Origin of the sequence: Vibrio sp. V43_P6S15P86, from assembly GCF_009904725.1 — a bacterium.
GTDB lineage: Bacteria > Pseudomonadota > Gammaproteobacteria > Enterobacterales > Vibrionaceae > Vibrio > Vibrio diabolicus.
This window is the reverse complement of sequence record NZ_WXWT01000009.1, coordinates 20,965-34,534: the sequence shown is the minus strand read 5'-3', so window position 1 is coordinate 34,534 and position 13,570 is coordinate 20,965. Positions and strand designations below refer to the sequence as shown.

Below are 13,570 nucleotides of genomic sequence, written 5' to 3'. Positions count from 1 at the left end.
ATGTTATCAATAGAGCTTTAATAAAGGTTAATCATTAAACCGTATAAGGTCATTATTTTTAAGGGAATAAAAATGAAAAAGATTTTACTAGCGCTAGGAATGTGTTTACTTGCTGCAACTCAAATTGCTCATGCTGAAAGCCGTCTTCAATCCATTTTAGACAGTGGTGTACTCCGTGTTGGAACGACGGGAGATTGGAATCCGATGACGATGAAAGACCCTGCAACCAACAGTTATCGTGGCTTTGATATCGATGTAACGACCGAGCTTGCTAAAGATCTCGGTGTAAAAGTAGAGTATGTAGCCACGGATTGGAAGACGCTAGTTAATGGCATTACCGCCAACAAATACGATATTACTGGCAGCGCATCTCTGAACATGTCGCGCGCGAAAGTAGCTGGATATAGCCAGCCATATTTCTACCTTGCCTTTGTACCTGTGGTGCAAAAGAAAGATCTCGCCAAATTCTCTGATTGGGCGGATTTTAATCAACCAGAAGTAAAAGTCGCGGCGACGTTAGGTACGGTACAAGAAAAAATGGTGAAAGAGTTCTTCCCGTCTGCTCAGCATATTGTTATTGAAGCGCCAGCGCGCGACTTCCAAGAACTACTAGCTCGCAGGGCCGATGTATCGGTGACGTCCAATGTGGAAGCTGCGACGTTGGTGGACAAGTTTAAACAGTTGGCGATAGTGCCAGTGACCGCACCGCGTAAACCAACCCCAATTGCTATGTTGTTGCCGCAAGACGATCAAGTATGGATTAATTACATCAATCACTGGGTAGAGTTGAAAAAGACCCAAGGCTTTTTCAAGCTGACTGCCAAGAAGTGGGGGTTGAAAAGCTTATAAACAGAAAGAGCCGCATTGCGCGGCTCTTTTTATTATCTGAACGATTAAAGTTCGTCTTCACTCACGACTCGGGCGTTGTCAGGAGTCGTAAAGTGCTTGGATAATTCGCGATTCGACAGAATGTATCCCATCCACAGCCCACCCATACAGATGATGATTGCGATGCCAGTAACCATCTGAGCTTGGCTTGCCATTGCGGCTACCAATGCACTTGAGAAGCTACTTACACAGATTTGCAGGCTGTTTTGCAGACCTGCTGCTGTTGCAGGGCTCTGTTGTGCGCTGGCCAGTGCACGGTTTACCACGATTGGGTACAGCGCGCCGTTAGCAACGGCAATCAAACAGAATGGCGCAAGAATAGGCCAAATCGATGACAGCTCCCACTGTGAAGCAATGAAAATCATTAATGCCGCGACACTAAATAGGCCAATCAGTTGGCGCAGAACCTTTTCATCACCAAATTTTCGAACGCCGACTTTACCCAAGTAACCACCAGCCATAAACGCGATAGTTTGTGGGATAAAGCTCAAACCAATATCTTTTGCTTCATAGCCTAGTTGCGCCATGATTTCTGGCATACCTGTTAGGTAAGCAAAGAATGCAGCCGAAGCCGTCGCAAACATAAACACGTTGCCAAGGTACTTTTTAGAACTCAGCAGCGCTTTGATGTCGGCAGACATACTGGTTTGTTTGATTTCTGCTTTCTCGTCTTTTTGGGCCATTGTCGCAAAGACCAAGAAGACACCAACCAGTGTCAGCGTAATAAAGATACTGTGCCAACCGAAGTTATCTGCCAACACAACCCCTAATTGAGGTGCTAGCGCAGGGGATAGCGCGACTAACGGCATGATCGTTGCGAAAATTTGCTGACTGCTGCTTGAGTAGCGTTTAATGACCATAGCTTGCCAGATCACGGCTGGTGCACATACACCGATAGCTTGGATAAAGCGCAGTGTCAGTAGTTGCCATACTTGGTCACAGAAAGCCAAACCGAATGACGCGATAGTAAACAGCACTAACCCGGCCGCGAGTGTATTGCGGTGGCCAAATTTATCGGATGCCAATCCCCACATTAGCTGGCCAACCGCCATACCAACTAGGAATACCGTTAAAGAGAGCGCTATTTGCTCTGGGCCTGTTGCAAAGTCGATTTCCATCGCTTTGAATGCTGGCAGATACATATCGGTAGCAACGAAGCCAAGCATCGATAATGCTGCCAGATAAATGAGCTGTAGTTTTGATATTTTCATGATTCAACCAGTCAAATTATTTAATCATTTTTTAATCAACATCAGTTGGCGCCAACCCTGATTTATTTACCTTATTATTCTATTTTTCGATTTTGATAAAATAAAACGCTAAAATTGTTGGTTATCAATCAAATTTTTTGAAAGGTTAAGTCATGTTCTCTAAAGCGTCTCTGGAAATGCTGGATACGGTTGCTCGTTTAGGCAGTTTCACCGCTGCGGCTGAGGTGCTGCATAAAGTCCCTTCAGCCATTAGCTATGGAGTAAGGCAGGTCGAGCAAGATTTAGATGTGGTGCTGTTTCGACGCTTACCGAGGAAAGTGGAGTTAACTCCAGCAGGTGAACTTTTTATGGCTGAGGCTCGCTCTTTGCTGCGTCAAATGGAAGAGGTGAAAGCACAAACACGCCGAGCAGCTCAGGGATGGAAGAGCACGTTAAAGCTGACCTTAGATAACGTGGTGAAGTTAGAAAAACTCAAACCTTTGGTGGAAGACTTTTATCGCGAGTTTGAATTTGCTGAATTGCAGATCAATATGGAAGTATTTAATGGCTCTTGGGAAGCCATAGCACAAGGTAGAGCCGACATTGTCGTTGGCGCGACATCTGCGGTTCCCGTTGGGGGAGATTTTGAAGTCAAAGATATGGGCGTATTAGATTGGGCATTTGTAATGTCACCCGCTCATCCTTGCGTTCGACAACAAGTGCTTACTGAAGAGTTTGTGAGTCAATTTCCGGCGATCTGTCTTGATGATACTTCGAACGTGCTGCCAAAACGCCATACTGGCCATTATCCGCAACAGCGCCGATTATTATTGCCCAATTGGTATAGTGCGATTGAATGTTTAAAAAATGGGGTGGGCGTGGGTTACATGCCACGTCATATTGCAACACCCTTAATCAATGATGGTGTGCTGGTGGAGAAGGTCATGCCGGATGATAAACCGCTCAGTCACTGCTGCTTAGTATGGCGCAAAGATGATAATCATAAATTGATCCAGTGGATGGTGGACTATCTTGGGTCGCCTAATCAGCTACATAAAGATTGGTTACAGTCATAAAAAACACCTCGCATTAGCGAGGTGTTTTCATTGATATGTTTAAAATGTGGCGTTTTATGACAAGAAAAACTTATACGATGGGTTGTCTGTCTCGTCTTTGCATTGATAGCCAAGTTCACGTAAATGTGCAGAAAACTGAGCTAAATCGCTTTCATCTAACTCGAAACCACATAAAACACGTCCGTAGTCAGCGCCGTGGTTACGGTAGTTGAACAAACTGATATTCCAGTGTGTGCCGAGTGTGCTTAAGAACTTAAGTAGCGCCCCAGGGTACTCTGGGAATTCAAAGCTGTAGAGGCGCTCTTTAAGCGGCTTAGACGGCTTACCACCAATCATGTAGCGCACGTGCAGCTTCGCCATTTCATCATCAGAAAGGTCAACCACCGGATAGCCACCTTCACGTAGATCGTGAATGATGTTTTCCAACTCTTCTTGACCGCCTTGCAGACGAACACCGACAAAGATATTAGCGAGTTCGTCATCGTTATAACGATAGTTAAACTCCGTAACTGCACGGCCGCCAATCAAGTTACAGAACTCAAAGAACGCTCCTTGGCGTTCAGGGATCGTCACTGCCAATAAACCTTCACGTTTTTCACCTAGCTCGCAACGTTCTGACACATAACGTAACCCGTGGAAGTTGGTGTTTGCGCCAGACAGTACCGTGCCTAGGTTTTTGTCTTTCAGCTTGTTCTGTTCAGCAAATTTCTTCAGCCCCGCCAGAGCAAGCGCACCCGAAGGCTCAGCAATCGCACGGGTATCTTCAAAGATGTCTTTTACGGCTGCGCAGATTTCATCACTAGAGACCGCAATATGGCCATCAATGTACTTTTGGCACAGACGAAACGTCTCTTCACCAATGCGTTTTACAGCGACGCCATCGGCAAACATGCTGACCTGGTCTAATACTACTGGTTCACCTGCATCCAATGCCGCTTTGAGGCATGAAGAATCTTCTGGCTCGACCGCAATCACTTTGATTTCTGGCATGAGTTGCTTCACAAGTACCGCAACACCAGCGGCCAAACCGCCGCCACCGACAGGAACAAAGATGTAATCAAGGTGACCATTTTGCTGCAGCATTTCCATACCGATGGTGCCTTGACCTGCGATCACCAGTGGGTGATCAAAGGGGGGCACAAAAGTATAGCCATATTGCTCTGACAAACGTTCGGCTTCTGCTTTTGCTTCATCAAAGTTGCTGCCGTGCAGCACCACATTGCCACCAAAGCTGCGTACGGCGTCGACTTTGATATCCGGCGTGGTCTTTGGCATCACGATGGTAGTTTTGATGCCCAGCTTAGTGCCAGACAGTGCCATGCCTTGAGCGTGGTTACCTGCCGATGCAGCGATGACACCAGCGGCTTTTTGTGCTTCAGTTAGGCTTGCCACCATGTTGTACGCACCGCGTAATTTAAATGAGTGCACGGGTTGGCGATCTTCGCGCTTGATTTGCACATTGTTACCAATACGTGCAGACAATCGTGGCATTTCTTGCAGTGGTGTTACTGTTGCGACTTCATACACCGGAGCGCGGAGGATTTGGCGCAGATAGTCTGCGCCAGTTTGATTTACTTTCTTTTCGGGTTGAGATTCCATCATTGCTAGCCCTCTAGCTTCGACTTGTCTCGTACTGCACCCTTGTCAGCACTGGTGGCCATGCTCGCGTACGCTTTAAGTGCAAAGGAAACTTCTCTTTGACGATCAACAGGTTTCCAGCCAAGTTCATCTTGTTTTACACGGCGTTCTGCAAGTTCTTGTTCAGACACTTCGAGTGAAATTGAACGGTTCGGAATATCAATCGCGATCATATCGCCCGGTTTCACCAGTCCAATAGCACCGCCGTTAGCGGCTTCAGGAGAAGCATGGCCGATAGAGAGTCCTGATGTACCACCAGAGAAACGACCGTCAGTCAGCAGTGCACATTCTTTACCAAGGCCCATCGATTTTAGGTAAGTGGTTGGGTAAAGCATTTCTTGCATGCCTGGGCCACCTTTTGGACCTTCATAACGGATAACAACCACATCACCGGCTTTCACTTTACCTCCTAAGATGCCTTCCACCGCATCTTCTTGGCTTTCAAATACCACAGCCGGACCAGTGAACTTAAGAATGCTTTCATCAACACCGGCTGTCTTAACGATACAGCCATCCAATGCGATGTTGCCTGATAGAACGGCTAGGCCACCTTCTTGGCTGAAGGCGTTGTCTTTCGCGCGAATACAACCTTCTGCACGGTCGTCATCAAGGCGATCCCAACGACAATCTTGCGAGAACGCTTGGGTGGTACGAATACCCGCAGGGCCTGCGCGGTAGAACTTAAGTACCTCTTCGTCTTCAGTTTGGATAATGTCGTATTTTGCCAGTTGCTCTTTCATCGAAAGGCCAAGTACGGTGCGCGCATCATTGTGCAGTAGACCTGCACGGTCAAGCTCACCAAGAATCGCCATTACGCCACCAGCGCGGTGTACGTCTTCCATATGATATTTCTGAGTGGATGGTGCCACTTTACATAGGTGTGGCACTTGGCGAGACAGGCGATCGATATCTTCCATATCGAAATCCACTTCACCTTCTTGCGCTGCAGCTAACAGGTGCAAAATGGTGTTGGTTGAACCACCCATGGCAATATCCAGTGCCATTGCATTTTCGAAGGCATCATAAGTTGCGATGTTGCGTGGCAACGCGGATTCGTCATCTTGCTCGTAGTAACGACGAGTCAGTTCAACAATGCGTCTGCCCGCGTTAAGGAATAGCTGTTCACGATCAGCGTGAGTCGCCAACATAGAACCGTTGCCCGGCTGAGAAAGACCCAGCGCTTCTGTTAGGCAGTTCATCGAGTTTGCCGTGAACATGCCTGAACACGATCCACAGGTTGGACATGCGCTGCGTTCGATCTGCTCGCTTTGCTCATCAGATACTTTTGGATCCGCGCCTTGGATCATTGCATCAACAAGGTCTAGTTTGATGATCTGATCAGAAAGCTTGGTTTTACCCGCTTCCATCGGGCCACCAGAGACAAAGATAACCGGGATGTTGAGACGCATGGATGCCATCAACATTCCCGGAGTGATTTTGTCACAGTTAGAGATACACACCATGGCATCGGCACAGTGTGCATTCACCATGTACTCTACTGAGTCTGCAATCAGCTCACGCGATGGCAGTGAATACAGCATGCCGCCGTGACCCATTGCGATACCATCATCGACCGCGATGGTGTTGAACTCTTTCGCGATGCCGCCTGATTTTTCAATTTCACGTGCGACAAGCTGACCCATGTCTTTAAGATGTACGTGACCCGGAACAAATTGAGTAAACGAGTTCACTACGGCGATGATTGGTTTACCGAAGTCTTCTTCTTTCACGCCCGTTGCACGCCACAGCGCGCGTGCCCCCGCCATATTACGACCATGTGTGGTGGTAGCTGATCTATATTTTGGCATTTCTTAAATCCTTCTTACTTCTGTTCTGGGTACACATAGTCTAACCAGCCCCACTTATCTTCCGTGGTGCCGTCAAATAGGCCAAAGTAGGCTGCTTGTAGTTCTTTAGTGATTGGGCCGCGTTTACCTGTGCCCACTTCAATTTTGTCGATGGTTGCCACTGGCACAATTTCAGCCGCAGTACCTGTCATGAAGACTTCATCTGCAAGGTAAAGGGCTTCACGAGCAATGTTGGCTTCACGTACTTCGTAGCCTTTATCGCGTGCAATCGTCATGATCGAATCACGAGTGATGCCTGGCAGAATCGCGCTGGTTGCTGGTGGTGTGGTGATCACGCCATCTTTGATAACGAAGATGTTTTCGCCAGCCCCTTCAGATAGGTAACCATCAACGCTCAGTGCGATACCTTCGTCGTATCCGTGACGACGGGCTTCACCACCAACCAGTAGTGAAGATAGGTAGTTACCGCCTGCTTTAGCCGCAGTTGGGATGGTGTTTGGCGCAGCGCGGTTCCAGCTTGAAATCATCGCATCGACACCTTTTTCTAGCGCTTCTTCGCCTAAGTAAGAGCCCCAAGGAAATGCTGCAATGATTAGATCCATCTCAGTGCCAACTGGTGGACATACGCCTAAGCCAACATTACCGACAAAACCCAATGGACGAATGTAAGCGCTGTCGAGTTTGTTTTGGCGCAGTGTTTCGCGGGTCGCTTCCATGATTTCTTCTACAGAGAAAGGTATCGGAAAGCGGTAAATCTTGGCAGAATCTTTTAGACGTTGTGCATGCTCACGGTGACGGAAGACAATTGGGCCTTTTGGTGTGTTATAACAGCGCACGCCTTCAAACACGGATGTACCATAATGCATTGCGTGAGTTAGAACGTGCACGTTCGCCTCTGCCCATGGAACCATCTCACCATTAAACCAAATGAAATCTGCAGTTTTCGTTGCCATTTGTTGCCTTCCTTATGCACTTACGTGTTGTTGTAAGTTGTGATTTGGCAGTTCATCGTTGCGGATTTTTAGCACCTCAACCTTACGAACGTCCCACAACTTCTCTATTTGATTGATCAAAAACGAGATTGGTCGATCGCTGTCGACGATGATCTCGACGCTGGCTACTTTGCTTTCATGGTTTTGGGTAGCTGCGACTTGTTTGATCACAAAGCCTCGGTGACGAATCACACGTAGAACGCGCTCCAACAGTACCGGTTTGTCATCGGCTTTGATGTCGAGTAAATATCTGTCCATGCGATTGTCTCCTATGTATTTTCCAACATATCACTGTTTGATGCGCCAGGTGGCACCAATGGCCACACGTTTTCTTCTTCATCAATCAAAACGTGAAGCATGTAAGAAGTTTCACTCGCTAGCATCTCTTTGAGAGCAGGTTCGACTTCTTCTTTCTTGGTGATGGTTTTGCCCTGGATATCGAACGCTTTGGCAAGCATCACGAAGTCTGGGTTGTCATCAAGAATGGTTTCACTGTGGCGACCGTCGAAAAACAGCGACTGCCATTGGCGAACCATGCCAAGACGTTGGTTATTAAGAAGGACAATCTTCACTGGAATCTGACGACGCTTCAGCGTGCCCAATTCCTGCACGTTCATCATAAATGAACCGTCACCTGTAATAAGAATAGACTGATCATCAGGACGTGCGACTGCAGCGCCCATCGCTGCTGGCAAGCCAAAGCCCATGGTGCCAAGACCAGCAGAAGTGATGAAATTTTGTGGTTCGCGTGGCTGGATATGTTGCGCTGCCCACATCTGGTGCTGACCTACATCAGTCGAGACAATTGAGCTGTCTGGCATCATGTCTGACAGTTGTTTAAGCAATAGCGGTGCGTAGATTAACTCGCCCGGGTGGTCGTAACGCCACTTAAAGCCGCTGCGCAGACTTTCACTGTGATGTACCCACGGTGAGATATCTTGAGTCAGCTCTAGCTGAGGAAGAATGGTGTTGATGTCGCCACGCAATGGTGCGTTGGCGTGGCGCAGTTTATGAATCTCCGCAGCATCAATGTCGATGTGAATCACTTTCGCATTTGGTGCAAACGTGTCGAGCTTACCCGTCACACGGTCATCAAAGCGCGCGCCAACCACGATCAATAGATCGGCTTCTTGAACCACTAGGTTAGCGGCTTTGGTGCCGTGCATGCCCAACATACCAAGATAGTGAGGGTCATGGCGTTCAATGGTACCGAGGCCTTTTAGTGTGCTAACTGCTGGCATTGGGTTTAAGCGAAGGAATTCGCGTACTGCATCGGTTGCTTTCGCGAGTTGCACGCCACCACCAACATACAACACTGGGCGAGTTGAGGCTGCCAGTACATCTTGTGCGCGCTTAATGTCTTCAGCGCTGACATCTTCGATTGCAGGCGCTACGTATGGAGGCAGTAGATCTGTTGGGGTTTGAGCCAGTTGAACGTCTTTGGCGATATCGACAATGACTGGACCCGGACGACCCGTTTTGGCCACTTCAAACGCTTCGGCTAGCGTTGGCGCTAGGTCTTCAATTTCGGTCACGAGATAGCTGTGCTTAGTACAGGCTAGGGACATTCCGATCACATCCATTTCTTGGAATGCATCGGTACCTATATGAGAGCTAGCAACTTGGCCTGTGATGGCAACTAGAGGTACGGAGTCAAGGAAAGCGTCGGCAAGGCCGGTAACAAGGTTAGTGGCCCCTGGGCCGGAAGTTGCCATGCACACGGCAACGTCTTGAGTGGAACGAGCCATACCGATGGCGGCCATGGCAGCCCCTTGCTCATGACGGCATAGGATGTGCTCCACCCCTCCGTCATACAAAGCATCGTAGATTGGCATGATGGCCCCGCCAGGGTAGCCAAAAACGGTTTCGATGCCTTGCTGTCTTAAAGCGGCTACGACAAGTTGTGCACCAGTCATCGTAAACCTCCTTTGCTACGTTGTGGCTCGTAGCGATTGCCATATTTATTGCACTTCATGTGCACTCCCATTCTTCCCGTTAAACTGTCCGAGGGTTAGACAGATGACAACTTGTAGTTGTAAAAAAACCCCCGGACTTTTCAGTGCGGGGGTTTTTTGTAATTTGTGGTTACCTTTCGCCCACAATACCCCGCGCGGTGCCAATAATGACCACGATAATCAGGGCTAGCAGTGCGTTGATATGAGCGAAAAGGTTCATCTGTCTGTCGTTCTTTTTTCGTTAAAAAATGTTGTGTAATGTTCTACGAAATTGTTTGCGTCATTAGTGGTATCACACAATTCCGCTGCATGACAAGCAAAAAGTCATTCTTTTTTCACATTAACTCTCAATTGGGACGCGGTATATAACATAACCAACTAGATAAAACATTTGTTTACAGAGTGTTCAATAAATTGAGGAACGTATGGGGCTGGCAATCATTCATAGTCGAGCAAGCGTCGGGGTGCAAGCGCCATCGGTTAGTGTAGAAGTTCATATTAGCAATGGTATGCCCGGGTTTACCTTGGTAGGGCTACCAGAGACGACGGTAAAAGAGTCCAAAGATCGCGTTCGTAGCGCGATCATTAATTCTAATTTTCAGTTTCCAGCTAAGCGGATCACCGTGAACTTGGCTCCGGCAGATCTACCCAAGGAGGGAGGGCGTTTTGATCTTCCTATTGCATTGGGAATTTTGGCCGCTTCGGAGCAAATCGCGACAGATAAGCTTAAAAACTACGAATTTGTTGGTGAGTTAGCGCTATCTGGTGGTTTGAGACCTGTAAAAGGTGTGCTGCCTGCTGCGCTGGAAGCCAGTAAGATTCAACGTCATTTAGTGGTCCCACATGTGAATGGCGATCAAGCGGCGCTAGTGGGGAAAGAACAACATAAATCGGCTCAATCATTACTGGAAGTATGTGCCGAGCTTTGTGGTCAACATCGACTGAATCTTTTTCAAACGCCTAAGCGCAAAATAGTCGAAAAACATGGTCGAGACTTACAAGATATTATTGGCCAACAACAAGGTAAGCGCGCATTGGAGATAGCTGCCGCTGGAAACCACAACTTACTTTTCCTTGGCCCGCCAGGTACCGGGAAAACCATGTTGGCTTCGCGTTTGTGTGACTTACTACCGGAGATGAGTGACGAAGAAGCAATGGAAACCGCTTCGGTGGCGTCGCTGACGCAGAGTGAAATTAATGAGCACAATTGGAAGTCGCGTCCGTTTCGCTCTCCGCATCATTCAAGTTCAATGGCTGCATTAGTTGGCGGTGGCTCGGTACCCAGACCCGGGGAGATCTCTTTAGCCCACAACGGTTTGTTGTTTCTCGATGAAATGCCCGAATTTGATCGTAAAGTTCTAGACTCGTTACGCGAACCGCTCGAATCTGGTGAGATCATTATCTCTCGGGCGCAAGGTAAAACACGTTTTCCGGCTCGCTTCCAATTAGTTGGTGCACTGAACCCAAGTCCGACAGGATATTACGAAGGCAATCAAGCCCGCACCAATCCACAAGCTATTTTGCGCTACCTTGGTCGATTATCCGGACCACTGTTAGATCGCTTTGATATGTCTTTAGAAATCCCAGCTTTGCCCAAAGGGACATTAGCAGAAGGTGGTGATCGCGGTGAGCCGACCGCTATCGTTAAAGAACGTGTGAATCATGCGCGTACCAATATGTTGAACCGCAGCGGTAAGGTAAATGCACTGTTAGGCAGTCGAGAAATCGAGGCGTTTTGCCCCTTACACAAAAGTGATGCGGAGTTTCTTGAAACCGCTTTACATCGTTTGGGGCTTTCGATTCGCGCGTATCATCGCATTATCAAAGTGGCACGAACGATAGCAGATCTTGATGGGGCGGAGCAGATTGAACGAGCGCACTTAGCCGAGGCGCTTGGGTATCGAGCGATGGATCGCTTACTGAAACAACTCACGGCGCAAGCGGTATAGAGACGTGCAAATATCACCGCAACAAGTGTTGTAAGTGCCTTGTTGCGATGAAGGATGTTAGAAGGTGTAGTTGAGACCAAGAGACAACAGGTACTCTTTCTCATCATAGAACGTGATATTTGAGTCCGTTTGGCTGTAGCCGGCTAAAGAGATGAACGACCAGTTTTGCCAATCAAATACGTTTTGATATTCATAGGCTGCAAATAGGCTGACGGTGTCGTCATTTCGTGTTTTAGCAAAAGTTTGGCTAGTGGCTTGATAGTCTTTCCATGCATAACCTGCGGTGAGGGCCAACCGATGGCGATTGATAAATTTAAACCAACTGATGTCAAACCCGTACGAATCAAATGATTCCGCATTACCGTCGGCATCTTGATTAATGTAGGTAAACGCCGGTTGCAACATGGATGTTTGATTAAGTGAAACCCGATAGTCACCTTTAACGTAGTAAAGGCTCGCATCGCGAGCGAGTGAACGGTCCGTTACTTCTTCTTGCTCAATGTCTTTATCAGCATAAGCGAGATCAAGGTTGAAGTTTTTATCAATCAATCCTTTGATTTGAAAGCGATAGGCATTGCCGTCCACATCCGTTTCTTTACGGGCGGTTCCGACTTGATATGGGTTACGCCAAGTTTCGCTTTTGAGCACGGTCGGTAGATAGGAAATATCGAGCACGGTGCCGGACGGCAACTCGTGTTGATAGCCCAGCTGAAAAGCGAGTGTACCAACCGCGACATCGGAACGTGTGGTACCCGCGTACACTTGGTGAGTGAGTCGGTTACCAAAAGTGTAAGTAATGCTTCCTAGCGGCGCAGCGATAACGGAACTGTCACTATCGGCGCGCTTATCGAGAGAATCGATGGTGTTACTATTTTCCGTATTGAAGTTGGATTCTGATGATACAAATCCGGCATTCAGCGAAATTTCACCGCCAAAACCTGCGGTTTCAGCGAGTTGAGCCTGAGCAGAACTGACGACAAAGGCCAAAGGCAAGAGAATTAGCCTTGGTTTCATTCGTTATCTCCTTATTGTCGAATGAGTGGTGCAAATATTGGTTGAGGTAACAAATCTGACCATTCCCACGCATATTCCAATGTGGCAAAGGCGCAGTATAATTACACGCTGTTTTATTCTTCACACATTATCACTGTTGTTTGACTATCATGTTGGCATATTTGTTATTTTTTTTTAACGCTTCTTTTGTGATTCTCAATTCTGCGCTGTGTTCACTCGCAATTTGTATTATCGCTGTGTTTAAAGTATTGCTTCCAAGCGTGGAGCTAAAAGCGAAAGCGACCGCTTGTGCCAACAAGGTGATGTGGTTATGGGCTACCGTTAATGCGGGCATTCTGGCTGTTTCTAACCGTGTTGACTGGGATGTTCAGGGCGGTGAGGCGCTGAAAAAAGACGGGTGGTATCTGCTGATCAGTAATCATCTCAGTTGGACCGATATTGTGGTGCTTTGCTGCGTGTTTAAAGACCGCATACCTATGCCGAAGTTTTTCCTCAAACAACAACTGTTGTATGTGCCTTTCATTGGGATGGCGTGTTGGGCGCTCGACATGCCATTTATGCGTCGTTATTCGCGAGAGTATCTGATCCGCAACCCGCACAAACGAGGTCAAGATTTAGAGACGACACGTCGCTCGTGCGCCAAGTTCAAACATGCCCCAACCACAGTGGTTAATTATGTCGAAGGCACTCGATTTACCGAAGAAAAACAGCGTAAGAGCAAGACGAGCTACCAATATTTGCTGCAACCAAAATCGGGCGGGATCGCATACACGTTAGCGGCAATGGGGGAGCAGTTCGAGAACATTATCGATGTGACGCTGGCGTACCCAGAAAATACAAATAAGCCATTCAAGGATTTATTAATGGGCCGAATGGGCAAGGTTGTTGTGCGTGTGAATGTGTTGCCCGTCGATGAACGAGTGCTTGGTGATTACTTTAACGATAAGCCCTATAAGCGACAATTTCAGCAGTGGTTGGGTGATGTGTGGCAAGAAAAAGATCGGTTACTACAAGAGATTTACAAATAAACAAAGGGGAGCGATGAGCTCCCCTTTTGATT

The 13,570-nt window shown here is 47.7% G+C and carries 11 protein-coding genes; 4 read left to right on the top strand and 7 right to left on the bottom strand.

Annotation, left to right across the window (positions count from 1 at the left end; genetic code table 11):
- The first annotated feature begins 72 nt into the window (after positions 1–72).
- Positions 73–849: a transporter substrate-binding domain-containing protein gene (locus CAG69_RS00670; protein ID WP_161442198.1), complete on the top strand. Its 777-nt coding sequence runs from the start codon at positions 73–75 to the stop codon at positions 847–849.
- Between the two features lie 44 nt (positions 850–893).
- On the opposite strand, the gene punC is transcribed toward CAG69_RS00670, so the two are convergent.
- Positions 894–2,099 (bottom strand): purine nucleoside transporter PunC, encoded by a 1,206-nt coding sequence (punC, locus tag CAG69_RS00665; protein ID WP_161442196.1) that lies wholly within the window; start codon positions 2,097–2,099, stop codon positions 894–896.
- A 152-nt stretch (positions 2,100–2,251) separates the two neighbouring features.
- Here punC and punR point away from each other — a divergent pair, with 152 nt between their 5' ends.
- Complete coding sequence (punR, locus tag CAG69_RS00660) at positions 2,252–3,154, top strand: DNA-binding transcriptional activator PunR (protein WP_017821565.1); 903 nt, start codon at positions 2,252–2,254, stop codon at positions 3,152–3,154.
- Between the two features lie 54 nt (positions 3,155–3,208).
- On the opposite strand, the gene ilvA is transcribed toward punR, so the two are convergent.
- From ilvA to ilvG, 5 genes are read right to left on the bottom strand one after another with little or no spacing between them, the layout of a single operon-like run.
- Positions 3,209–4,756, bottom strand: coding sequence for a threonine ammonia-lyase, biosynthetic (ilvA, locus tag CAG69_RS00655; RefSeq protein ID WP_161442194.1), 1,548 nt, complete (start codon positions 4,754–4,756; stop codon positions 3,209–3,211).
- 2 nt (positions 4,757–4,758) lie between these two features.
- Positions 4,759–6,600, bottom strand: coding sequence for a dihydroxy-acid dehydratase (ilvD, locus tag CAG69_RS00650; RefSeq protein WP_161442191.1), 1,842 nt, complete (start codon positions 6,598–6,600; stop codon positions 4,759–4,761).
- A 14-nt stretch (positions 6,601–6,614) separates the two neighbouring features.
- Positions 6,615–7,553: a branched-chain-amino-acid transaminase gene (gene ilvE, locus CAG69_RS00645; protein ID WP_005378953.1), complete on the bottom strand. Its 939-nt coding sequence runs from the start codon at positions 7,551–7,553 to the stop codon at positions 6,615–6,617.
- Positions 7,554–7,565: 12 nt separating this feature from the next.
- A complete protein-coding gene (gene ilvM / locus CAG69_RS00640; RefSeq protein ID WP_005378958.1) occupies positions 7,566–7,850 on the bottom strand; it encodes an acetolactate synthase 2 small subunit in 285 nt (94 codons plus the stop codon).
- Positions 7,851–7,861: 11 nt separating this feature from the next.
- The gene (ilvG, locus tag CAG69_RS00635) at positions 7,862–9,508 is read right to left on the bottom strand and encodes an acetolactate synthase 2 catalytic subunit (RefSeq protein WP_161442189.1); all 1,647 of its coding nucleotides are present in this window, start codon (positions 9,506–9,508) and stop codon (positions 7,862–7,864) included.
- Positions 9,509–9,972: 464 nt separating this feature from the next.
- Between ilvG and CAG69_RS00630 the strand changes: the two genes are divergently transcribed.
- On the top strand, positions 9,973–11,496 hold the full coding sequence (locus tag CAG69_RS00630; protein WP_006742918.1) for a YifB family Mg chelatase-like AAA ATPase: 1,524 nt from the start codon (positions 9,973–9,975) through the stop codon (positions 11,494–11,496).
- Positions 11,497–11,553: 57 nt separating this feature from the next.
- On the opposite strand, the gene CAG69_RS00625 is transcribed toward CAG69_RS00630, so the two are convergent.
- The gene (locus tag CAG69_RS00625) at positions 11,554–12,510 is read right to left on the bottom strand and encodes a DUF2860 domain-containing protein (protein ID WP_161442187.1); all 957 of its coding nucleotides are present in this window, start codon (positions 12,508–12,510) and stop codon (positions 11,554–11,556) included.
- A 149-nt stretch (positions 12,511–12,659) separates the two neighbouring features.
- On the opposite strand from CAG69_RS00625, the gene CAG69_RS00620 reads away from it, so the two are divergent.
- Positions 12,660–13,538 (top strand): acyltransferase, encoded by an 879-nt coding sequence (locus tag CAG69_RS00620; protein WP_046874593.1) that lies wholly within the window; start codon positions 12,660–12,662, stop codon positions 13,536–13,538.
- Positions 13,539–13,570 lie beyond the last annotated feature (32 nt).

Excerpts from the sequence above, each read along its gene's own strand:
- punC (WP_161442196.1), bottom strand. The coding sequence starts at position 2,099 with ATGAAAATATCAAAACTACAGCTCATTTATCTGGCAGCATTATCGATG.
- punR (WP_017821565.1), top strand. The coding sequence starts at position 2,252 with ATGTTCTCTAAAGCGTCTCTGGAAATGCTGGATACGGTTGCTCGTTTA.
- CAG69_RS00620 (WP_046874593.1), top strand. The coding sequence starts at position 12,660 with ATGTTGGCATATTTGTTATTTTTTTTTAACGCTTCTTTTGTGATTCTC.
- ilvG (WP_161442189.1), bottom strand. The coding sequence starts at position 9,508 with ATGACTGGTGCACAACTTGTCGTAGCCGCTTTAAGACAGCAAGGCATC.
- ilvA (WP_161442194.1), bottom strand. The coding sequence starts at position 4,756 with ATGATGGAATCTCAACCCGAAAAGAAAGTAAATCAAACTGGCGCAGAC.
- ilvM (WP_005378958.1), bottom strand. The coding sequence starts at position 7,850 with ATGGACAGATATTTACTCGACATCAAAGCCGATGACAAACCGGTACTG.
- ilvE (WP_005378953.1), bottom strand. The coding sequence starts at position 7,553 with ATGGCAACGAAAACTGCAGATTTCATTTGGTTTAATGGTGAGATGGTT.
- CAG69_RS00625 (WP_161442187.1), bottom strand. The coding sequence starts at position 12,510 with ATGAAACCAAGGCTAATTCTCTTGCCTTTGGCCTTTGTCGTCAGTTCT.
- CAG69_RS00630 (WP_006742918.1), top strand. The coding sequence starts at position 9,973 with ATGGGGCTGGCAATCATTCATAGTCGAGCAAGCGTCGGGGTGCAAGCG.
- CAG69_RS00670 (WP_161442198.1), top strand. The coding sequence starts at position 73 with ATGAAAAAGATTTTACTAGCGCTAGGAATGTGTTTACTTGCTGCAACT.
- ilvD (WP_161442191.1), bottom strand. The coding sequence starts at position 6,600 with ATGCCAAAATATAGATCAGCTACCACCACACATGGTCGTAATATGGCG.